17 protein-coding genes are annotated in these 19,359 nt (G+C 62.0%); 8 read left to right on the plus strand and 9 right to left on the minus strand.

Translation table 11 applies throughout. The features are described from left to right. Position 1: 1 nt before the first annotated feature. Together ACGLHR_RS28410 and gspG are read right to left on the minus strand one after the other, a co-directional pair. Positions 2 to 1,204: a type II secretion system F family protein gene (locus ACGLHR_RS28410; RefSeq protein WP_400097658.1), complete on the minus strand. Its 1,203-nt coding sequence runs from the start codon at positions 1,202 to 1,204 to the stop codon at positions 2 to 4. Between the two features lie 59 nt (positions 1,205 to 1,263). Beyond that, positions 1,264 to 1,785, minus strand: a complete 522-nt coding sequence (gspG, locus tag ACGLHR_RS28415; protein WP_400097660.1) for a type II secretion system major pseudopilin GspG — start codon at positions 1,783 to 1,785, stop codon at positions 1,264 to 1,266. A 314-nt stretch (positions 1,786 to 2,099) separates the two neighbouring features. Here gspG and ACGLHR_RS28420 point away from each other — a divergent pair, with 314 nt between their 5' ends. Then, positions 2,100 to 3,236, plus strand: a complete 1,137-nt coding sequence (locus ACGLHR_RS28420) for an ATP-binding protein (protein ID WP_400097662.1) — start codon at positions 2,100 to 2,102, stop codon at positions 3,234 to 3,236. A 156-nt stretch (positions 3,237 to 3,392) separates the two neighbouring features. On the opposite strand, the gene ACGLHR_RS28425 is transcribed toward ACGLHR_RS28420, so the two are convergent. Both ACGLHR_RS28425 and ACGLHR_RS28430 read right to left on the minus strand, forming a co-directional pair. After that, a complete protein-coding gene (locus ACGLHR_RS28425) occupies positions 3,393 to 4,157 on the minus strand; it encodes a response regulator (RefSeq protein ID WP_400097663.1) in 765 nt (254 codons plus the stop codon). A gap of 892 nt (positions 4,158 to 5,049) precedes the next feature. Beyond that, entirely contained in the window at positions 5,050 to 5,352 is a 303-nt protein-coding gene (locus ACGLHR_RS28430; protein WP_400097665.1) for a hypothetical protein, read from the minus strand. Positions 5,353 to 5,695: 343 nt separating this feature from the next. Between ACGLHR_RS28430 and ACGLHR_RS28435 the strand changes: the two genes are divergently transcribed. Continuing rightward, the gene (locus tag ACGLHR_RS28435) at positions 5,696 to 6,583 is read left to right on the plus strand and encodes a peptidylprolyl isomerase (RefSeq protein ID WP_400097667.1); all 888 of its coding nucleotides are present in this window, start codon (positions 5,696 to 5,698) and stop codon (positions 6,581 to 6,583) included. 81 nt (positions 6,584 to 6,664) lie between these two features. Here ACGLHR_RS28435 and ACGLHR_RS28440 read toward each other — a convergent pair whose 3' ends face one another. Continuing rightward, the gene (locus ACGLHR_RS28440; protein WP_400097681.1) at positions 6,665 to 7,312 is read right to left on the minus strand and encodes a lytic transglycosylase domain-containing protein; all 648 of its coding nucleotides are present in this window, start codon (positions 7,310 to 7,312) and stop codon (positions 6,665 to 6,667) included. A 302-nt stretch (positions 7,313 to 7,614) separates the two neighbouring features. Here ACGLHR_RS28440 and ACGLHR_RS28445 point away from each other — a divergent pair, with 302 nt between their 5' ends. The 6 genes from ACGLHR_RS28445 to ACGLHR_RS28470 all read left to right on the plus strand — a co-directional run bounded on the left by ACGLHR_RS28445 (position 7,615) and on the right by ACGLHR_RS28470 (position 13,599). Then, positions 7,615 to 8,967, plus strand: a complete 1,353-nt coding sequence (locus tag ACGLHR_RS28445) for a cytochrome C (protein WP_400097668.1) — start codon at positions 7,615 to 7,617, stop codon at positions 8,965 to 8,967. A gap of 153 nt (positions 8,968 to 9,120) precedes the next feature. Then, positions 9,121 to 9,279, plus strand: a complete 159-nt coding sequence (locus tag ACGLHR_RS28450) for a high-potential iron-sulfur protein (RefSeq protein ID WP_400097683.1) — start codon at positions 9,121 to 9,123, stop codon at positions 9,277 to 9,279. Between the two features lie 52 nt (positions 9,280 to 9,331). Further along, positions 9,332 to 9,829 (plus strand): TlpA family protein disulfide reductase, encoded by a 498-nt coding sequence (locus ACGLHR_RS28455; protein WP_400097669.1) that lies wholly within the window; start codon positions 9,332 to 9,334, stop codon positions 9,827 to 9,829. Positions 9,830 to 10,175: 346 nt separating this feature from the next. Further along, positions 10,176 to 10,523 (plus strand): hypothetical protein, encoded by a 348-nt coding sequence (locus ACGLHR_RS28460; RefSeq protein WP_400097670.1) that lies wholly within the window; start codon positions 10,176 to 10,178, stop codon positions 10,521 to 10,523. Positions 10,524 to 10,801: 278 nt separating this feature from the next. Then, a complete protein-coding gene (locus ACGLHR_RS28465) occupies positions 10,802 to 11,317 on the plus strand; it encodes a (2Fe-2S)-binding protein (protein ID WP_400097671.1) in 516 nt (171 codons plus the stop codon). Beyond that, positions 11,314 to 13,599 (plus strand): molybdopterin cofactor-binding domain-containing protein, encoded by a 2,286-nt coding sequence (locus ACGLHR_RS28470; protein ID WP_400097672.1) that lies wholly within the window; start codon positions 11,314 to 11,316, stop codon positions 13,597 to 13,599. The genes ACGLHR_RS28465 and ACGLHR_RS28470 overlap by 4 nt, the downstream gene beginning before the upstream one ends. A gap of 63 nt (positions 13,600 to 13,662) precedes the next feature. On the opposite strand, the gene ACGLHR_RS28475 is transcribed toward ACGLHR_RS28470, so the two are convergent. The 4 genes from ACGLHR_RS28475 to ACGLHR_RS28490 form a co-directional block, all read right to left on the minus strand. After that, positions 13,663 to 14,880, minus strand: a complete 1,218-nt coding sequence (locus tag ACGLHR_RS28475) for a PepSY-associated TM helix domain-containing protein (protein ID WP_400097674.1) — start codon at positions 14,878 to 14,880, stop codon at positions 13,663 to 13,665. Beyond that, complete coding sequence (locus ACGLHR_RS28480) at positions 14,880 to 17,207, minus strand: TonB-dependent siderophore receptor (RefSeq protein ID WP_400097675.1); 2,328 nt, start codon at positions 17,205 to 17,207, stop codon at positions 14,880 to 14,882. Before ACGLHR_RS28480 ends, ACGLHR_RS28475 begins: the two co-directional genes overlap by 1 nt. 352 nt (positions 17,208 to 17,559) lie before the next feature. Continuing rightward, positions 17,560 to 18,552: a FecR domain-containing protein gene (locus tag ACGLHR_RS28485; RefSeq protein ID WP_400097677.1), complete on the minus strand. Its 993-nt coding sequence runs from the start codon at positions 18,550 to 18,552 to the stop codon at positions 17,560 to 17,562. Then, a complete protein-coding gene (locus ACGLHR_RS28490; protein ID WP_400097679.1) occupies positions 18,536 to 19,051 on the minus strand; it encodes a sigma-70 family RNA polymerase sigma factor in 516 nt (171 codons plus the stop codon). The genes ACGLHR_RS28485 and ACGLHR_RS28490 overlap by 17 nt, the downstream gene beginning before the upstream one ends. Positions 19,052 to 19,359: the final 308 nt, after the last annotated feature.

Consider the following 19,359-nt stretch of genomic DNA (forward strand, 5'->3'; position numbering starts at 1 on the left):
CCTATTGGAGGCTGGAGGCGATTTCAAAAATTGGCAGATACATCAGGACGACAATGCCGCCGATAACGACGCCGATGAAGATCATCATCATGGGCTCGACCAGGCGCGAGATCACGTCGATGGCACGCGACACCTTTGCCTCCTGGAACCCGGCGATCTTGTCGAGCACGGGGCCCAGGCTGCCGGTCTTCTCGGCGACGGTCAGCAATCGATAGGTGATCGCGCTTGCCAGCCCGCAATCCTGGAATGCGTCGGACATCTTTCCGCCATTGCGGATGGCATTCATCGCCGTGGCGAGCGCCGCGCGGTCGCCACGTCCGATCAGGCCACGGGCGAGATCGAGTGCCTGGACCACCGGAATGCCGCCATCGACCAGCATCGCCGAGGTCCTGAAGAACTGCGACTGGCGATAGACGCGGAAATGCATGCCGATGCCCGGCAGCGCAAGCATGCGATCGGCAATCCAGTCGCGCACGCCCTCCCGGCGAAGTACCACGATCGATGCCAGCAGCAACACCGTGAAGGCCGTTGCCAGCGAAGACCCGTGCGTGTGGACCAGTCCGCCCCACGCCATCAGCCAGCGCGACAGCAGCGGAAGCTCGCGGCCGCTGTTTTCGAGCAGGTTCGCGAAGCGCGGGACGACAAAAGCCAGCAGGAAGAAGACGACAGCCAGACCAACGACCATCAGGACGCACGGATAGATTGCCGCGGAGACCACCCGGGAACGCAATTCCCTCAGCGTGGCGCTATTGCGTGAGTATCGCTTCAGGCTTTCGGCAAGTCCGCCTGTTTGCTCGCTGGCCTTTACGCAGGCAATCAGGACAGTCGGGAAGACATTGTCCGCATGCTCGAGCGCGGCGGACAACGCATGGCCCTCATCCAGTTGCCTTAGCAGCTGCCGGTAGATTTTTGCCGAGGCATCGCGGCGCTCATTGCTGCCCAGCGTGCGTAGAGCGTCGATCACACCAACACCGGCATCGAGCAAGGCTGCCAGCTCTCTGGCAAACAGCTCGACGTCGAATTTCGTTACCTGCAGCGTCATCCAACGGCCAGGCCCGCGCGTGCCGCCGGCGGTGAGCCGAATCGATACCACTCGCAGCCCGCGCGAGCGCGCGGTTGCTGCCGCACTGGCAGGCGAGTCGCTGTCGATGTGGATCGACTGCACCTCACCGCAGGTATCAAAGACGCGCATCAGGTACTTCACCTTGTTCTCCCTGTCGGGCCATCCAAGCAGCGCGCTACCTCCTCGCAGGCAGGGCACGCTTACCAGGAAGTGACATCCGCGTTCTCGCCATCGCCTCCGGCTTGTCCATCCTTTCCGAAGGAGACCAGATCGTAGTCACCGTGCTCGCCTGGCGAGTGGTATTGATAGGGCCTGCCCCATGGATCCAGCGGCACGGCCTTCTCCAGGTAGGGTCCGCTCCAGCGCGGCTCGCTCTGCGGCTTTGACACCAAGGCTTCGAGCCGCTCTTCCGTGGTCGGGTATGACCCCACATCCAGGCGATACTGGTCTAGCGCCTTGCCCAGGGAACTGATCTGCGCCTTGGCAATGCTGATATTTGACTTACCGAGTTGAGCGAAGTACTTTGGTGCAACGAGGCCTGCCAGCAAGCCGATGATGACCAGGACGACCAGCAGTTCCAGCAGCGTAAAGCCCCTGGTTCGGGCCCTGATCGTCCCGATGCACCGCCCGCCACCTGGCCTGGATAAGCACCCGTGCACGCGCCTGCATATGCGCCCGCATGTGCGCCTGCACAGCCGATTCAGTTGCGTATCGATGCGCATGGAAGACCCCTTGCCCTCGGAACGATTGCCTTGGCCCCAACCGCGGCCTTTTTCTCATTCTTGGCTAGGGAACGATGGGAAAGAAGTAGGGATACCCGCCGAACGACATGGGTAGAGACCCTCCACATGCCTACGGCAATGAGCCGTATTGGCATTTGGCTTTGCGGGTACATACAATAAGACACACCCGAAGGGAAATGCCTTCAGGCGGCGGCTTTCCGTGTTCCTGGACATCGCCATTGCGTAAGGAGGTGACTGGCGCTTTCCGTCCATCTCGCGCGGACCGCGGCCGCATCAGTACTTTAGGAGTTCCGATGGACGCAAGCACTCCCCAGGGAGGAGAGCATCTGAAGCTGCGTGACGTCACCGAAGCGATGCGCAAGATGATGGCCGCGATCGATTCAAGCAACAGGGTCCTGCGCGCGATCACGGATGTTCGCGGTACCGCTCTGGCGATTCTCGCGCCGGGCGGGCGGTTTTTGTCGGCGAACAGCAGCGCCGCGGCGATGTTTGGCTACTCGATTGCGGACCTGATAGGCAAGTCGCTTGTCGAACTGGTTCGGGACAGCGATCAAAAACGCGTCAGCGAGGGATTCTCCGGCAGTGCGTCAAGTGCGTTTCACTCCTTTGGCGCGGTCTTGCGCGGCAGAGGAGGTAGGGACACCGAAGTCCTGTTGCACAAGCAACCCATTGCGGATAGCGAGGGCAATTTCAACGCGTTCCTGGTTGTCTTCGAGGAACCCGTCATTCTGCAAGATGGCAGCATCGAGGCGCTGAGCCGGCCTGAATCGGATATTCGTCGCCTCTACACGCACCTGATGATCGGCCAGGAGAAAGAGCGCAAACGGGTCTCATCCGAGCTCCACGATGGCCTTGGGCAAGCACTGACATTGATCAAGCTGATGGTTGAAGATTCCCTGCTGCGCATCGAGCGGGGTAACGTCGAGGAGGCCGTTGCGTTACTTGACACCACGGTGCTGCGTATCCGTGAAACCATCGGCGAGGTGCGCCAGATCTGCAACGAACTGCGCCCCAGGCTGCTTGACGATCTGGGCCTGGCCCCCGCATTGGCATCCCTGTGCAGGCAGGTAGAGCACGGCAGCGGGAAGGTCGTCGTCATCTTCGATTGTCGGGTCAGGGAAGACGAGGTGCCGGACGGTCTCAAAGCGGATATGTTCCGAGTGGCCCAGGAGGCCATGAACAACGTCGTGAAGCACGCGGTGGCAACCGAGATCAGGGTGACATTGCAACGCGACGCCAACGACATCCTGTTGACGATACAGGACAACGGCATCGGCTTTGAGCAGCTTCCCCTGTCAGCCGACGATGCATCTTTCTCCGGACTGGGCCTCATCGGGATGCAGGAGCGGGTCGAATCGAACGGCGGGAGTCTCTCGCTCCAGTCAAGCGAGTCCAGCGGAACCCTTGTCTCGGCAACGTGGAGAACGTGATCCGCCGCGGGACAATGGCAACGCGCCCGCATCGACCTGTAGTCCGGGCACGTGCCTCATTGCCGCGCAAGTTCCGAGAGGCGGCTTTCCTCGTGTCGCCCGCGCCAGCTTTGCCTTGAACCTCGCCGCGTGCCACCACCGCACCCGCCCGCCGGCCTATTCTTGAGCGTCTGTACAAGGACCGCCGAGGCGATCCTCGTTTCCGGCAGCGCTGCCGGACTGGCCATCCCGAACTTCATCGCCGCCTCTCACGCCGTCTTCGGGCGCTTCATGCGCATGCGTCAGCGGCGGCTCTTCGTCGCGATTCGGATCATAGTATCGCTTGGCCAGGGAAGTGATCAGGCCCATGTTGATGGCGATCAGAACCAATCCAGTCAGATTTGTGATCCCTAATTTATGCATCAGACTGGCACGATATTTTTCGATCGTTTTTGGGCTGAGGTTCAGATACTGCCCGGCCTGCTTATTGGATCGGCCTTCCGCAACCAGCTTCAGGACGCTGCGCTCCCTGGCCGTAAGAACATCCCACGCATTTTTATTCGAAGCCGGATGGTCATTGCCGCTAACAAACGATTCGACCAGGTTCCCATACATCTCCGCACTCAGATGTTTTTTTCCCTGCATGACGGCATGCATTGCGAAAACCAGGTCCTCGAATGAAGAATCTTTCAGAACATAGCCATCCACGCCAGCGCGCAGTGCCTCCCGAACGTATTCATCGCTTTGGTGAACAGTGAGAGCGATGATCCGAACAGCTGGCGTACGGCGCCTGATCGCGGAGATCGCATCGATTCCGTTCATGCCGGGCATCGATAAATCCATCAGGATCAGGTCCGGACTCAATGAGATAGCAAGATGACATGCCTCCCTGCCATCTTTCGCCTCGCCGACGACGTTGAACTCACCGATGCCGGATATCATCGAGCGTAGTCCGTTTCGTAGAAGGTGATGATCTTCCACGATCAAAACTTTATATTTTATATTCACTTCCCCCTCCCTTTACCACCCTATTTTCTTCTGTTATTCAGTGCCGCGATTGGCTAAAATCGGCGATAACCTCCCCTGGAACATTGATTGATCTAAGACACTGCGCAGCCGTACGTGCCGCTGGCATGAAAAAAGTGCCCGCCGGGGGACGGAGCACGAAACTGTTCTGCGTCACGCGATCGCCTCGCTACGCGGTTGATCTGAGTGCTGCAGGTACTGCTTTGGGTGCCCCTGTAGTACGCATTGACCGGCCAGCCCCGTCGCGAAATCAAGGGGCCTGCCAGGGAGTCGCTCCCCCAACGCCTGGTGGCCAGATGGCTTCGACGCGACTCTGCGCAGGCATGGAGATATCGCAGCAGGCGGGTGCAGCCCTCCCAGCGCTTGCTCTTCATGGTCGCTCCCGGCTTGTCTTCGCGTTTCGTAACTTTCTGTAATACAAGGCTAGGAAGGAAACGCACGGAGATACACCACCCATATGGATTAGGGTGGTCTTTGGCGCAATTCATTCGGACTCCAAGATCAATGCATTAACTCCAATACAATAACATCCCGCTATCGTTGGTCTACATATGGTTAATGCGGTCTTACCATAACTTGGCCAAAACGATGCCTGTTCGCATCATGGCGTGGACGCACCCGGCCGTCAGTGCAGGAGACAACGGTACGCGCCAAGGCTAGAGACGCGCCGGGCTCGCTATCCCTGCGGGCCCGGGCGATTTTGCTGTGCTGAGGTGAGATGCCAGACGTCACGTCCCAACCACGGTGAGCCGGAATACCGGCACAACCCGGGCAAGATACGCAGGCTCTTCGCCATCAACCACTCGGACTACTGATCCGTCGAATTCCTTGCGCCATCTTCGGCCATGCTGTCGTGGCTCATCGGCTCGTCTTTCATCTGCTGCTCGCTCATGGTGTCGGGGCTCGCCGGCTCGTCCTTCATCGGCTCGGCAACCATGCCACGGAAGTTCGCCGCATCGCTCTGGGTCCCTTCCTGCGCCGTGACTTCGCGATTCATCAGGCTTTGGATGGCGATATCGCTTACCGTGTCATCGGCAGCAACGGCAGCAACGGCACCTGCGGCTATGAACGCCAGGCTGCAGGCAAGTGCAGAGGCGGTGAGCTTGTTCATGATGGTCTCCCTCAACGATTCAACGACGGCCCGGGACATCCGGGGGGCGACGCGAGGCGACGCCAGTCCCGGGGCTCTACCACTATGCTCGGCCAGGCAGGCAGTAAGAAAAGTGGGAATCCACGCCAAAAGCCATGGGTAGAATCCCCCTATGTCGGGCGGAGCGGGTCACGGCACCCCATCGTTCGTCACCAGTGCGATGCGGCGCCTTGGTGGGCCGCCCTACCTCATCTGTAGGGTGTTGACCCATGGCAAGCGTGGCCGGCCGCCACCAAAATGCAAGGGCCAGGAGGCATCAAGCACCGCGGCGTGCCGCCGCCATCCTCGACCCACGACAGCAATCTTGTTGACGACACTCAACCGGGATATGCAAATGAAAACGCACTCCTTGGCCCTCGTAGCCGTTTCCTTCGCCTGCGCGCTTGGCCAGGCAGTACCCGTTTTTGCCCAAGGGGCCACCAGCAAGGACAACGGCAGCTTGCCAACGGACACGTTGGCGATCGTGAATGGCGTGGCAATTCCGCTAGCGCGGCTCGACGACGCCATGCGCGCGGCGCGTCAGCCGGATACGCCGGAGCTGCGCCGGATCTTCAAGCAGGAACTCATTGCGCGCGAGGTGTTGCGCCAGGGTGCCGAAAAACAGACCTACGGCATGAAGCCAGCGGTACAGGAAGCGGTCAATGCAAGCAAGGCTGCTGCGGAGACTGAACTCTACCTGCGGGACAACATCCGTCCCGCACCGATCACCGACGCGCAGGTCAAGGCGCGCTACCAGGAGATCGTTGGCTCGTTGGGCGATGAGGAGTACAAACTGCGGATTCTATCCGTGGCTGACGATGCGACGGCAGCGAAAGTGCTTGAACGATTGAGTTCAGGCGTGGCCTTCGATGCGCTCGTGCGCGAGTACAGCATTGCAGCGAGCAAGGAAGACGGCGGTGAAATGCCATGGGTCAGTTTCAAGACGCCGGTGAGCGAGGGAAAGACGCAAGGCGTGCCGCTAGCGGTCGCGCAGGCCGCAACGCGACTATCCGCCGGCGGCGTTACGCCGGCGCCGGTTGTCGTCGATAACGTGCGCGTGATCGTCAAGCTGGATGCCAAGCGGGCGACTCAGGTGCCGACATTCGATCAGATGAAGGGCGCAATTCGCCAGCAGCTGCAAGTGCTCGCCCTCAAGAACGCGAGCGCTGGGTTCATCGGTGCCCAGATGCAACGCGCGACGATTCAGCAATAGCGATGGCAGGCGCCTCCTGCCGGCAACCGGCGGGAGGCGGCTTGTCCTTCGCCTCGAGCGCCATGCGAGCGCGCCCGACGCCTATGGATAACTCCTGCTTGCGCTCAGGCGCCGATAGTGCGCCATGACCATCGGCACGTAGCTTTGCGTTTCCGCATACGCCGGAATGTGATAGCCCGCCCGGATCACCGCATTCTCTCCCGCGTTGTACGCCGCCAGTGCCAGCTCAATATCGTCCCTGAACAGATCCAGGAGAAAACGCAGGTACTTGGCGCCGGCCAGCACATTGTCGCGGGGATTGAGTATGTCGCCTGCAGAGAACCGCCTGGCGGTCTCCGGCATCAATTGCATCAAGCCGCGCGCGCCTTTCTTGGACACCGCATTCGGGTTGTATCCGGATTCGACCACGATCACCGCCGATATCAGTTCCGGCGGCACCCGGGCATTGCGGCTCGCCTCGGCAATGATCTCGGCATACTGAGCGGGATCTATCGCGGCGGAGGCTGCGGCTGCATTGTCCTTTCTTGCGCCCCGCGCCGCCGGCTCGCTGGAGGTGACCACCAGGTGCAGCGCCGGATTGCCCGGCCTGTCTGTCAGGATGATCGATCCATCGGCACTGACGGCGCCGAAGATCTGGGCCTTTGCCACGCGCGGGCAAGCCAGCCCCAGTGCGAAGGACGCAATGAAAAAGCCGGCTCTCAGCAAGGGCGGCAACACGCGAGCACGCATCTGGATCTCCCCCAGACTGCATTGTGCAGATGAGCAATGCGATGCGGCATGGGTTGGTTCCCTACTGCTGCGGTAGGACAAGCCATCGCATTCCGGTACGCCCCATAGCACCTGTGCCGCGCACGATCTCAACGACTCCGCCGTTGCCTTGCCGCCAGTCCGCCTGGGCGCCTCTACTCCAAGCCAATAGTAGATGCACCCAAGCGCGCGGGAGTAGATCTCCCCCTTAAAGACTGCGCGTGGCTGACCTAGAGTTTCCTATATGACTAAAAGCCGAACCGAAGGCAGACGGGAGTACCACAATGAAGACCCTCTGTGCTGTCATTAGAAACGCCATACTTACGCTCTGGTTGATCGTCAGTTTTGGCTTCGTTCCGCGGGTTGAAGCTAATCCGCTCTTTGCAAGGCAAACAGGCCTGAACTGTGCGTCCTGTCACACGATCTATCCCGAGCTGACACCATTCGGGCGGAAGTTCAAGCTGGGCGGGTACACACTGGGTGAACGCGAGACGATTCCGCTCGCCCTGATGGCGGTCGCCTCTCGCAATTCCATCAACGACAATACCGACAAGTCGACCGGCGAGAAGCTTTTCGGCAAGAATAAGGAGTTTGTTGCAGAGGCCATCAGCCTGTTTTCCGGCGGAAAGATCACAGACAACGCCGGGGCTTTCATCCAGTGGACCTACAACAATGTCACCACAACGGATAACCAGACCTTCGTTGGGCATAGCGCGCTCGACAATACCGATCTGCGCCTGGTGAAACTGTTCGGGTCGGAGGAAAAGCCAACGATCTTCGGCCTGACATTGCATAACAACCCCACCTCGCAAGACGTCTTCAATACGATACCGGCGTGGAGCTTTCCATACTGGAGCCCGAGTATCGCGGCCCCAGGCCGAGGCGAATCAACGTTCCTTGAGTCGGGTGCGCGGGTAGCCGGGTTTGGTGGCTATACCTACTTGCTGGATTCGCTGTACCTTGAGGCGACCTCATATCAAACGGCGAAAGGGGCACTCTCGGTTTTGCGCGCGGGCACCCCGGATGATCAAAGAGTTTCACTCTCCGGCGCCAATCCGTACTGGCGAATTGCCTATACCCTCGGTAACGAACACCAGAATTTCACGATCGGCCACTTTGGAACGATCGCCTCGGTCCAGGTACCAGGCAGCGGCACACCCGCGGACCGGTTTCGCGACCTTGGATTCGATGCCCAATACCAGTTTTTCAGCAAGGACGATCACCACATCATCAGCGCACAGGCTGCCATGATCAACGAGAAGACCGACTGGCGATCCGGCTTTCCCAACGGGAGCAATGACAATCCCAGCTCGAACCTGCGTTCGACCCGAGCAAAGATCACCTATCTCTACGACCGCACCTACGGCATCACCGCCGGCGCATTCAAGGTGACAGGCGACGTCGATTTCGCAAGGTTTGGCACGACCACCGGCAAGCCGGATACGACGGGCTATATCGTCGAGCTGAACTATTGGCCGAAGTTCAAGTTTGCCTGGGACCCACAGATGAACGTTCGCTTCGGCCTTCAATATACGGGCTATACGAAGTTCAATGGCAGCCACTCGAACTACGATTCGACGCTCAGGCGCGCAGCGGATAACAACACGCTGTTCTTCTATGCGTGGTTCATGTTCTAGGGCATGTATTAGGGAGGATGCGTCGTGAAAAAAGTCATACCGTTGTCGCGCAGGAATTTGCTTCGTCGCGGCACCATCATGCTGGGATCCATTGCCCTGATTCCAATCGCGATTCACTCGCCGGCCGCCAAGGCCGGGTCCGCGACGAAAGGGATGCTCCATTACCAGGAGAGCCCTAAGGACGGTCATTCGTGCTCTGACTGTAGTTCGTTCAGGCCCTCGACAACGCCGGAGTCCGATACTGGCACTTGCAAGATCCTGGAGGGCCCCATCAGTCCTCACGGGTGGTGCATGGCCTTTTCGCGCCGGTGAGTCCGCATCCCGCCTCGAGGCCATCATCCGGAATGCACCGGGGAGCCCAGTGATGCGCGCGCTGCCAATGCTGCTGTCTGCGCTGTTGTCGGTGTTGCCGCCGGCTATTGCGGACGGGCTAAAGGTCGGCGCGCCGGTCCCGGCCTTCGACATCAAGCTCACTGACGGGCGACACATCACGCCAGCCACTGCGGCAGGCCGCGTTACGATCGTCAATTTCTGGGCAAGCTGGTGCGCGCCGTGTCGCAAGGAGATGCCCGCGCTTGAGGGATTCTACGAGAAATATCACGCGCTGGGGGTGGACGTCATCGCTGTCAACATCGACAAGGCCAGCGATCGGGCGGAGGCACTGTCGGTGATGCAATCCTTCTCCTTTCCGCTGGCCTTTGTCGGCGATGCCGACGTGAAGGGTTTTGGCCGGCTATGGCGGATCCCGGTCACGTTCGTCATCGATCGGAATGGCGTCCTGCAACGGGACGGCTGGCACGCGGAGCCAACCGTCGATCTGCCGCAACTTGAAACGCAGGTGATGCCGCTGCTCAGGCCTTAGCGCCCGGCTGCGCACACGCGTTGCAAATAACGGGACTCCCTCCCGATCATCGGCTTTTAATTGCAAAGACGATAACCAGGAGGGCGACAAGCGCGACAAGCGCCTAATTGCGGAGAGCCGGAACATCGCCAAGACGCCTTGTCCGGGCTGCGCTACGCCAGGTGCCCGATGCCACCGATGCGAATTCAAAAATTCTGAATAACCTATCCGGATATGACTGGTCTAACGCACCGATGACTCTCCTATAGTTCGTTACATGGACGGCGCGCATAAACAAAGCAACGTTCTGGCAGTGGCAGCGAACAATCAATGAAATTCAACGAATTTTAAGATACTGGAGAACATCATGACCAAGACCTTCGCCCTCAAGCTCGCTTCCACCCTCGTGCTGTCGCTCGCCGCCATCGGCGCCGCCCAGGCCGCTTCCGCCAAGGACACCCACGCCGGTGACAAGTACGGTTATGAGTTCCGCACCTCGGTGCCCGCCGACAAGTACGGCTATGAGTTCCGCGCAACCGACGCCTTCACCGACGGCGCCCGCAGCGGCAAGCTGGACACCTTCACCGAAGGCGCCCGCATCGCCGGGCTGGATCGCTCGGGGGTTTCGGCTTCGCCGGCACGCCGCTTCGATACCTACACCGATGGCGCGCGCAGCGGCAAGGTCGACGTCTTCACCGAAGGCGCCAATGCCTGATGCCGTACCCGCAGCTGGCCGCCCGCCGCGACACCGCCTGAGATGCGGTGTCACGGCATGACATTTCCCCTCGCATAAAAGACCGCCTCCCTCCCCCGCCCCGCCCTGCACTCTCCCTCCCGCCACGCCACAATTCCATTTCCTGGAATTAACAAATCCCGACACCGCCATTCCCGCACGCTTGCCGCCGGGATCACAATGCGCCTTGCGCATAGCAGCGCAGGCACCTGGCTCGTCCGCCAGCCCCCTTCCTCGTTGCACCATCTCCCCCCAAAAACATGAGAACCATCACGATCAACGGTAAGCCGCAAAAGATCGACCTGCCCGACGACGCCCCGCTGTTGTGGGCCGTGCGCGATCACCTCGGCCTGACCGGCACCAAGTTTGGCTGTGGCATGGCCCTGTGCGGCGCCTGCACCATGCATCTGGACGGCCAGCCGATCCGCTCCTGCGTGACCCCGATCTCGGCGGTCGCTGGCAAGAAGATCACCACCATCGAGGGCTTGTCGGCTGACAAGATCGGGCAGGCCTTGCAGGCGGCATGGGAGGAATTCGGCGTGCCGCAGTGCGGCTACTGCCAGGCGGGCCAGTTGATGTCCGCCACGGCCCTGCTGCACACCACCCCCCACCCGAGCGAAGAAGACATCGACGGCGCCATGAGCGGCAACATCTGCCGCTGCGGCACCTATACGCGTATCCGCGCCGCCATCCAGCACGTTGCCAAATCGAACGTAGCTGCCAAGCCGGCCGCAAAGCCGGCTGCCCAGTCGACCGGCAAGAGGAGCACCCAATGAGCAACCTGCAATCCGCCGGGCGCCGCACCTGGCTCAAGAGCATGGGAGCCCTCGCCGGCCTGACGCTGACCGTTGGCCTGGACGGCATCGTGCTGGCAGCCGATGAGCCCAAGAAATACGGCCGCGACGGCATGCCCGGCGGCGCCGTGGACAGCCCGCTGGTGTTCCTCTCCATTGCCGAAGATGGCAAGGTAAGCATCGTCTGCCACCGCTCCGAGATGGGGCAAGGCGTGCGCACCAGCCTGCCGATGGTGGTGGCCGACGAACTGGAAGCCGACTGGGCGCAGGTGCTGGTGGTGCAGGCACCCGGCGACGAGATCCGCTACGGCAACCAGAACACCGACGGCTCGCGCAGCGTGCGGCATTTCTTCGAGCCCATGCGGCGCGTGGGCGCCAGCGCCCGGATGATGCTGGAAGCAGCGGCGGCTGCGCGCTGGAATGTGCCGGTGAGCGAAGTCCAGGCACGCAACCATGCCGTGGTCCACGTGCCGAGCGGCAAGAGCCTTGGCTTCGGCGCGCTGGCAAAGGATGCCGCGCGCCTGTCCGTGCCGGCGACCGCCAGCCTCAAGCTGAAGGATCCGGCCCAGTTCCGCTATATCGGCAAGGACAGCACGCGCAGCATCGATGGCCACGACATTGCCACTGGCCGCGCGCAATACGGCATCGACGTGCGGCTGGATGGCATGCTGTACGCCGTGATCGCGCGCCCGCCGGTGTTCGGCGGCAAGCTCGCCAGCGTCGATTCCACGCAGGCGTTGAAGGTACCTGGCGTGATCCAGGTGGTCGAGCTGGCCGGCAGCCCTGCGCCCGCCATGTTCCACCCGCTGGGCGGCGTGGCGGTGATCGCCACCAATACCTGGTCGGCCATCAAGGGCCGCGAGGCGCTGAAGCTGCGCTGGGACGATGGCCCCAATGCCAGCTACGAGTCCGGCGCGTTCCGCGCCACGATGGAGAAAGCCGCGAGCCAGCCCGGCAAGGTAGTGCGTAACCAGGGCGATACCATGGCCGCGCTGGCCGGCCCGGGCAAGCGCATCACCGCGCAGTATTACCTGCCGCATATCGCGCACGCCACAATGGAGCCGCCGGTTGCCACCGCACGCATCGCCGATGGCAAGTGCGAAGTCTGGACATCGGTGCAAGCGCCGCAGGCCACGCGCGAAACCGTGGCCGGGCATCTCGGCCTGAAGCCGGAGGACGTGACGGTACACGTGACGCTGCTGGGCGGCGGCTTCGGCCGCAAGTCCAAGCCGGACTTCGCCGCCGAGGCGGCGCTGCTGTCCAAGGCCATGGGCGGCAAGCCGGTCAAGGTGACGTGGACGCGCGACGACGACCTGCATCACGACTACTTCCACACCGTCTCCGTCGAGCACATGGAAGCCATGCTCGGCGCCGACGGCAAGACGCAGGCGTGGCTGCATCGCACCGCGGCTTCCACCATCACGTCGACCTTCGTGGCCGGCGCGAAGAACGAAGCCGCGTTCGAACTCGGCATGTCGGCGGTGAACATGCCGTTCGACATCCCCAACGTGCGCGTGGAAAACCCCGAGGTGGAAGCCCACACCCGCATCGGCTGGTTCCGCTCGGTGTCCAACATCCCCCACGCCTTCGCCGTCCAGTCGTTCGCGGCCGAACTGGCGACGGCGGCCGGGCGCGACCATCGAGACTACCTGCTGGCGCTGCTCGGCCCTGACCGCCGCATCGATCCAACGCAACTGTCCGACACCTGGAACTACGGCGAATCGCCGCAGCAGTATCCGCTCGATACCGGCCGCCTGCGCGGCGTGATCGAACTGGCCACGCGCGAAGCCGGCTGGGGCAAGACGCTACCGAAGGGGCACGGGCTGGGGCTGGCGGTCTGCTACAGCTTCGTGACCTACGTGGCGGCAGTGATCGAGGTGGTGGTGGCCGATGACGGCAGCATCAGCGTGCCGCGTATCGACATGGCGGTGGACTGCGGCGCGCAGGTCAACCCGGATCGCATCCGCTCGCAGGTGGAAGGCGCCTGCATCATGGGCATCAGCCTGGCCACCACGGGTGAGATCACCTTCAAGGACGGGCGTGCCCAGCAGGACAACTTCCACCAGTACGAGGTGATGCGCGCGCCGTCGGCGCCGCGCCAGATCCATGTGCACCTGGTGCCGGGCAGGTTCGACGCACCGCTCGGGGGGGTTGGCGAGCCGGCCGTGCCGACCATTGCGCCCGCGCTGTGCAATGCGATCTTTGCGGCAACCGGCAAGCGCATCCGCGCACTGCCGATCCGGGAGCAGTTGAAGAAGGCTTGAGCCTGAGCCTGAACCGCGGGGCATTGCAGCCGGCGCGATTTGCCGGCTGCAATGCCTTTGGCCTCAGGCACGTCTGGCTTTCACCTTCGCTTTGGCGCGGCGCTTTCTCACCCAGATCACCGTGCCAGTGACACTGAGCATGGCTACCAACAATCCCAAGACGCACATGAAGGCCTTGAACGGCCGCCCCCAGAGCGTGGCCATGTGCAGGCTGGAGATCCAGCTCCGGATCGTGTCGCCGCTGGCTGCGCCGGTGGGCAGCCAGGAACCCACCTGCATGCCAGTCCCGGCATCGAACACCACGGTCGTCAGGCCGCCATCCTCGCGCAAGTCCCGGCTGCTTCGCACCGTGTAGCGGTAGACGCCCAAGGCACTGTCATGGAACAAGCCGGTTTCCTCGATCACGGTGAAGCCCTGCGCCCGAGCCAGTTGCGCGATCAGGCGCTGGCCGACCTCGCGGGCTTCGTCCCAGGCAAGGCCCGGCTCGGACCGGGCATTCGCAGGCGTCACCAGCATCTCATCGCCCGGCTGGTGCGCGAAGACGGCCTTCATCACCGGCTCATAGACCTCCACGAGATTGAACGAGACGCCGCTCCAGGCGAGGACAAAGAGCATGGCCCAAGTCCACAGGCCTGCTGCGCGATGCAGGTCGAAATTCAGCTTGTGGCTGCCACCATGCCAGCGCACGGTCCACGCCGTGTGCCAGCGGGCCAGCCAGGATGTGCCGCTTGCCTTCACGCCTCTGCCCGCAGGCCTGCGCATGCGTGCGGGAAAGGTCAGGAAGGCGCCCACGAAGCAGTCCAGGGACCACAGCAACGCGACGATGCCGAAGGCGTAAGTGCCCACCGTCCCCAGCGCAAGAGAGTAGTGAAGCCGCTCGATGAATGGCATGACGTTCTTCATGCCTTGGCGGATGTCGCCCCATTTGCGCTCGCCCTGCACGGCTCCCGTATATGGGTTGGCGAAGACCTCGTCGTTCGGCAGTTCCGCGGCCTGCGCTGCCTGCAGGAAGAACGCGACAGACCGCCCCTCCTCCACTTTAAGCGGCGCGTATGGCATCCTGGCATCCGGATATTGCCGCATGACCCGCTCGCGCAGCACCAAAGGATCCAGCAGTGCCGCGCCAGGTGCCGGCGCCTCGGCGCGGAACAGCGCTGGATTGATCATGTCGTCCAGCTGGTGCTCCCACGCCAGCAGGCTGCCGGTCAGCCCGGCGATGAGCAGGAAGCCAGCCATCACCAGGCCAACGTAGCGATGCAGCGCGACCAGAGCCGTCCGCATCAGAACCGATACGCTGCACTGACGTTGACAGTGCGCTCCGCGCTGCGATAGCAAACACCCGGCAGATAGCCGCAGTCATACAAGGCCTGCCGGTTCAGCAGGTTGTTGATGTTGAACGTAAGGCGCCAGGGACCGCGCTCAACCCCCGCTGCCGCGTCCCAAAGGGTCAGGCTCGGATTCGTGAGGTTGTTGTTTCCGCCATCCGAATTGGAGCGCATTTTCCCGAGATAGCGAACCCCCAGCGCCGTGAACGCCCGGAACGAGTCCCCGATCGTGAACGCGTACTTACCCCAGGCAGACGCGCTGTGCTTGGGCGCTCCCTTTTGCGGCAATCCCTGGTCGCCATTGTTGCTCTTCGTGATGTCCGTATCGAGATACGTGTATTGCGCAATGACGCTGAAATTGCGGGTCAGCTCCGTGCGTGCCTCAAGCTCCAGGCCGCGCGATGACACTTCTCCCGTCTGGAGCGCCCTGCCCGGATTTCCCGGCGCGGCGGTCGTCACGTTCTGCCGAAGCAGGTCGAACAGCGCCAGCGTGTAAATGCTCTTCTTGTTGGCAGGCTGATACCGCACGCCTGCTTCGACCTGCTTGCCGCGCGAGGGCGTGAGCGGCGCACCCGAGACGCTCGTACCAATCTCCGGCGCAAATGAGGTTGCATAGCTGAGATAGGGAGCCCACCCGGAATCGAAGAGGTACACGGCACCCAAGCGCCCGGTCATCGCATTCGCGGACTGGTCATAACCGACGGTGCGCGCGCCGGTGTCCAGGGAGGTCGTGCTGCTGGATTGCTGCACGTTGTCGTGCCGCAATCCAGCGGTCACCACCCAGCGATCCCATTTGAGCTGGTCCTGTGCGTACAGGCCGATCTGCCGCGAGGGCGTGTCTTGGCGGGTCGGGTTGTCAGCGGGAAACAGCGGCAGCCTGGCGTAGACAGGGTTGTAGAGATCGATGGGGTCCACGAATCCCACAGCATAGGGATAGCTGTCGGTATTGCGTATCCTGGCATAGTCAACCCCGAGCAGTACGCTGTGCGCCAAGGGCCCGGTGCTAAAGCGTGCCTGCACCTGCGTATCCACATAGAGGCTCTTGGATTGGGTCTTGACTGGCCAGAAGTAACGGTCAATGGTTCTTCCATCGGACTGCAAGGCAGTCGGGAAAAGGTCCGTCCGGTCATTGTTGAGATCGTTGTATCTCAGGTTCTGCCGCACCGACCAGGTGTCATTGAACCGGTGATGGAACTCGTAGCCGATCGTTTTGTTGGTACGATCAAAACGATTGTCGTAGCCGGTGATGTTGACACCTGGGTTGACCTGCCCCAGCGATCCCGGGGATTGCAGTTGATTGGGGAAGGCGTATTGCTGATTGTCCTTCTGGTAGCGTGCCAGCAATGTCAGCCTGGTGTCTGCACTGGGCTGCCAGGTCAACGCAGGGGCGATGTACAGCCGCTTGTCCTGGTCATGGTCCAGCCGGGTGTTCGACTCCCTGCCCAGCATCGTGAGCCGGTAGGTCCAGGTACCCCGGGCATCGATCGCGCCGCCGAAATCGCCCTTGATTTGCTTGCGGTCATAGCTGCCGTACTCCACGCCGATCTCGCGAATGGTCTCCGCGGTCGGGCGCTTGCTGACGACGTTGACCAGACCGCCCGGGGGGACTTGTCCATATAGGACAGACGCCGGCCCGCGCAGCACCTCCACGCGTTCAAGCCCGTATGGCTCGATCGCGGTAGCAAAGGTGCGCCCTGAATTGCGAAGCCCGTCCTGAAAGATCCCTGTGTCCTCAATCGTGAAGCCGCGCAACAAGGAGGAATCATCGCTGCCCAGGGATCGTTGGTTGGGGGTGACGCCTGCGGTGTAGCGCAGCGTTTCATCCAGCGACTCCGCTTTTCGGTCCCCGATTTCATCGGCCGTAATCACGGAGGTGGACTGCGGATCCTCTAGCAAGGACGCATCGGTTTTGGTGGCGGTGGCGCTGCGCTTGGCAACATAGCCGTGCACCGCCCCCCAGGCGCTCTCCTGCCCTGCACTGGCCATCACCGTTACCACGGGCAATGTCGAGGCGTTCGCTTCGGTCGCGGTGGGAGCCGCTGCGGGGCCAGCCCGCAAAGAGTAGGTGCCGTTGGCCCCGCGAACGACTTGCAGTCCCTGCCCGCGCAACAGTTCTGCAAATCCATCTGGTACCGTAAAGCTCCCTGCAAGGCCCCCGCTGGCTTTGCCTTGAATCAGCGCAGCGTCCACCGACAATTCCACGCCCGCCGTTCTGGCAAAGCTTGTCAGCGCCAGGCCCAGCGAGCCGGCCGGGATGTTGTAGACGCGCTTGGGTTCCGCCATGCGCTGACCTGTCGGCTGGGCATGTGCTGAAGGGGCCGCGATAGCCTGGACGCCAAGCGCCAGCCCCAACAAGAGTGCCGCCTGGACCGCTGTGGCGGTGGTCGTTATCTGGAGCGCAGGGGCGCGGCGGCCAGCCCTGCGTGCCGGTTGTGAAGCCTGATTCTGTTTTTGGCGACATGCCATGGTGAAGGCCTTTCAGTTCGGAAGATTTGTGTTGCTCATTACGTCTTCCGAACGAGAAGGCAAAACCCGCAATGCCAATCCCCAAAAAGTTTGTAACAGTAGGCGGAATGACGAACCGGGCGCCATCAGGCCATGGCCCTCGCCCGCCTGGCGCGAGGCGCCGGCGTGCCTACCTCGCCTGAACGGTCACCCAGTAGCGCGTCCGGTAGATAATCTCGACCGGTAAACCCAAGGTCAGGTTGAGCAGCGCCCGGTCGGTATCAGGCAACGAGAACACCCCGGTCACCCTAAGGCTGGCGATAGACGGGTCGCAGTGCAGCAGGCCAGGCCGGTAGCGGCCAAGTTCAGCCAGGAAATCCGCGACGAGCATGTTGTCCGCCACCAGCGTGCCGCTGGCCCATGCAGCAGCGCTCTCCTGCCCTGCAACAGGAGGTTTGGCCTGATCGGCGGAGAACACCGTTCGTTGCCCGGCACTCACCCTGACGGCATCAGTGGCGCGCGCGGGGTGTACGTCAACAGCGCCTTCGAACACGGCCACACGTGAGACATCGGTGTCCTGTCGTACCGTGAAGCGGGTGCCAAGCGCCTGGACCCAGCCTTGCCGGCTTTGCACCCGAAATGGGCGGTGGACCATCGCCGTGTCGCGAGCGGTCGCGACCAGGATCTCGCCCGCATAGAGGATTACCCGGCGCTCCTGCCCGTCATAGCGCACGTCGATGGCCGTATCGGTGTTGAGAACGACGCGGGTACCGTCGGGCAATTCGATTTCGCGGATTTCACCAATCCGTGTACTGTGATCCGAGACGGCGGCGTGCCAGATGTCGGACTCGCGCACCGAATAGGCTAGGCGACCCGCGGCGACCAACCCCAGTACCTGCAACACCCGGCGTCGCCTAGACCCAGCGACCGCCGGTTTAAGCAGCGCTTGCCTCGCGATCTCGCGGGGCACGCTATCGAGCTTGCCCTCCATGACCTGCAGGCGATTCCATGCACGCTCGTGGTCGGGATGTGCGGCGCGCCATTGGGCGCAGGCTGCCTTGTCGGCGTCAGTGGCATCCCCGGACCAGAGGCGGGCCATCCACTCGGCGGCCCGTCGGATGATGGTGGGATCGACGGGGGCTTGGGCGGACTCCCGCCGCATCTTGTCAGTTGGGAAGCTCATACATTGCCTGGTAGCAGACCTGTAGTCCGGCAGCGATGTACTTTTCGACCGACGACACCGAAACGTGGAGACGCTCGGCGATTTCCCGATAACTCAGTCCGTCCACTTTGCATAGCAGCAAGGCCAGGCGCGCCTTTCCTGGCAGGCCGTGCAGGATAACGTCGATCTCGATGAGGGCCTCCACCACCACAGCCCGGGTCTCTTCTGAAGGCACTTTCGCTTCCGGCAGCAGCGCGATGGCATCCAGATATGCCGCTTCGATCTGGCGGCGGCGGTACAAATCGATGACCAGGCCATTCGCGATCTGGGTCAGATGCCGGCGTGACTGATCCGCTTGCGGCGTGTTGCCCGAGGCCATGACGCGCACATAGGTGTCGTGCGCAAGATCCGCCGAATCGAAGACGTTGCCCAGTTTCTTGCGCAGCCAGCCCCGCAACCAGCCATGGTGCTCGCTGTATAGGACTTCGATTGGCTGGATCGGGGTTTCGGGCGCTGACATGGTTCGAGCAATCTGGCGTCAAGCCTCTGAGAATTAAATGCGAATAATTCTCAATTATATCGAGTTTACGACGAAATTGGTCTGAATCTACCGGCTTCGTGCTTCGCCATGCCCGGTGCCGGCACGGATGGTGTCGGCCGGCACATGCTCAGGCAACGTCGGCTTAGAGGGAGGTTGGCCTGGAGAGACGGGAGCCAGCAACACTGGCTGATACGCTGCGCATTTCGATCGCGCAAAAGCAAAACCCCCCAGTACTTTCGTACTGGGGGGTTTCAAGGGAGAGCCTGGCGATTACCTACTTTCACACG

The organism is Cupriavidus sp. CuC1 (genome assembly GCF_044627735.1).
GTDB lineage: Bacteria > Pseudomonadota > Gammaproteobacteria > Burkholderiales > Burkholderiaceae > Cupriavidus > Cupriavidus ulmosensis.

What these genes read in the sequence shown, in the direction of transcription:
- ACGLHR_RS28460 (WP_400097670.1), top strand. Translation starts at nt 10,176, where the DNA reads ATGACCAAGACCTTCGCCCTCAAGCTCGCTTCCACCCTCGTGCTGTCG.
- ACGLHR_RS28475 (WP_400097674.1), bottom strand. Translation starts at nt 14,880, where the DNA reads ATGCGGACGGCTCTGGTCGCGCTGCATCGCTACGTTGGCCTGGTGATG.
- ACGLHR_RS28430 (WP_400097665.1), bottom strand. Translation starts at nt 5,352, where the DNA reads ATGAACAAGCTCACCGCCTCTGCACTTGCCTGCAGCCTGGCGTTCATA.
- ACGLHR_RS28450 (WP_400097683.1), top strand. Translation starts at nt 9,121, where the DNA reads ATGCTCCATTACCAGGAGAGCCCTAAGGACGGTCATTCGTGCTCTGAC.
- ACGLHR_RS28455 (WP_400097669.1), top strand. Translation starts at nt 9,332, where the DNA reads ATGCGCGCGCTGCCAATGCTGCTGTCTGCGCTGTTGTCGGTGTTGCCG.
- ACGLHR_RS28470 (WP_400097672.1), top strand. Translation starts at nt 11,314, where the DNA reads ATGAGCAACCTGCAATCCGCCGGGCGCCGCACCTGGCTCAAGAGCATG.
- ACGLHR_RS28440 (WP_400097681.1), bottom strand. Translation starts at nt 7,312, where the DNA reads ATGCGTGCTCGCGTGTTGCCGCCCTTGCTGAGAGCCGGCTTTTTCATT.
- gspG (WP_400097660.1), bottom strand. Translation starts at nt 1,785, where the DNA reads ATGCGCATCGATACGCAACTGAATCGGCTGTGCAGGCGCACATGCGGG.
- ACGLHR_RS28445 (WP_400097668.1), top strand. Translation starts at nt 7,615, where the DNA reads ATGAAGACCCTCTGTGCTGTCATTAGAAACGCCATACTTACGCTCTGG.
- ACGLHR_RS28485 (WP_400097677.1), bottom strand. Translation starts at nt 18,552, where the DNA reads ATGAGCTTCCCAACTGACAAGATGCGGCGGGAGTCCGCCCAAGCCCCC.
- ACGLHR_RS28465 (WP_400097671.1), top strand. Translation starts at nt 10,802, where the DNA reads ATGAGAACCATCACGATCAACGGTAAGCCGCAAAAGATCGACCTGCCC.
- ACGLHR_RS28425 (WP_400097663.1), bottom strand. Translation starts at nt 4,157, where the DNA reads ATGATATCCGGCATCGGTGAGTTCAACGTCGTCGGCGAGGCGAAAGAT.
- ACGLHR_RS28420 (WP_400097662.1), top strand. Translation starts at nt 2,100, where the DNA reads ATGGACGCAAGCACTCCCCAGGGAGGAGAGCATCTGAAGCTGCGTGAC.
- ACGLHR_RS28480 (WP_400097675.1), bottom strand. Translation starts at nt 17,207, where the DNA reads ATGGCGGAACCCAAGCGCGTCTACAACATCCCGGCCGGCTCGCTGGGC.
- ACGLHR_RS28490 (WP_400097679.1), bottom strand. Translation starts at nt 19,051, where the DNA reads ATGTCAGCGCCCGAAACCCCGATCCAGCCAATCGAAGTCCTATACAGC.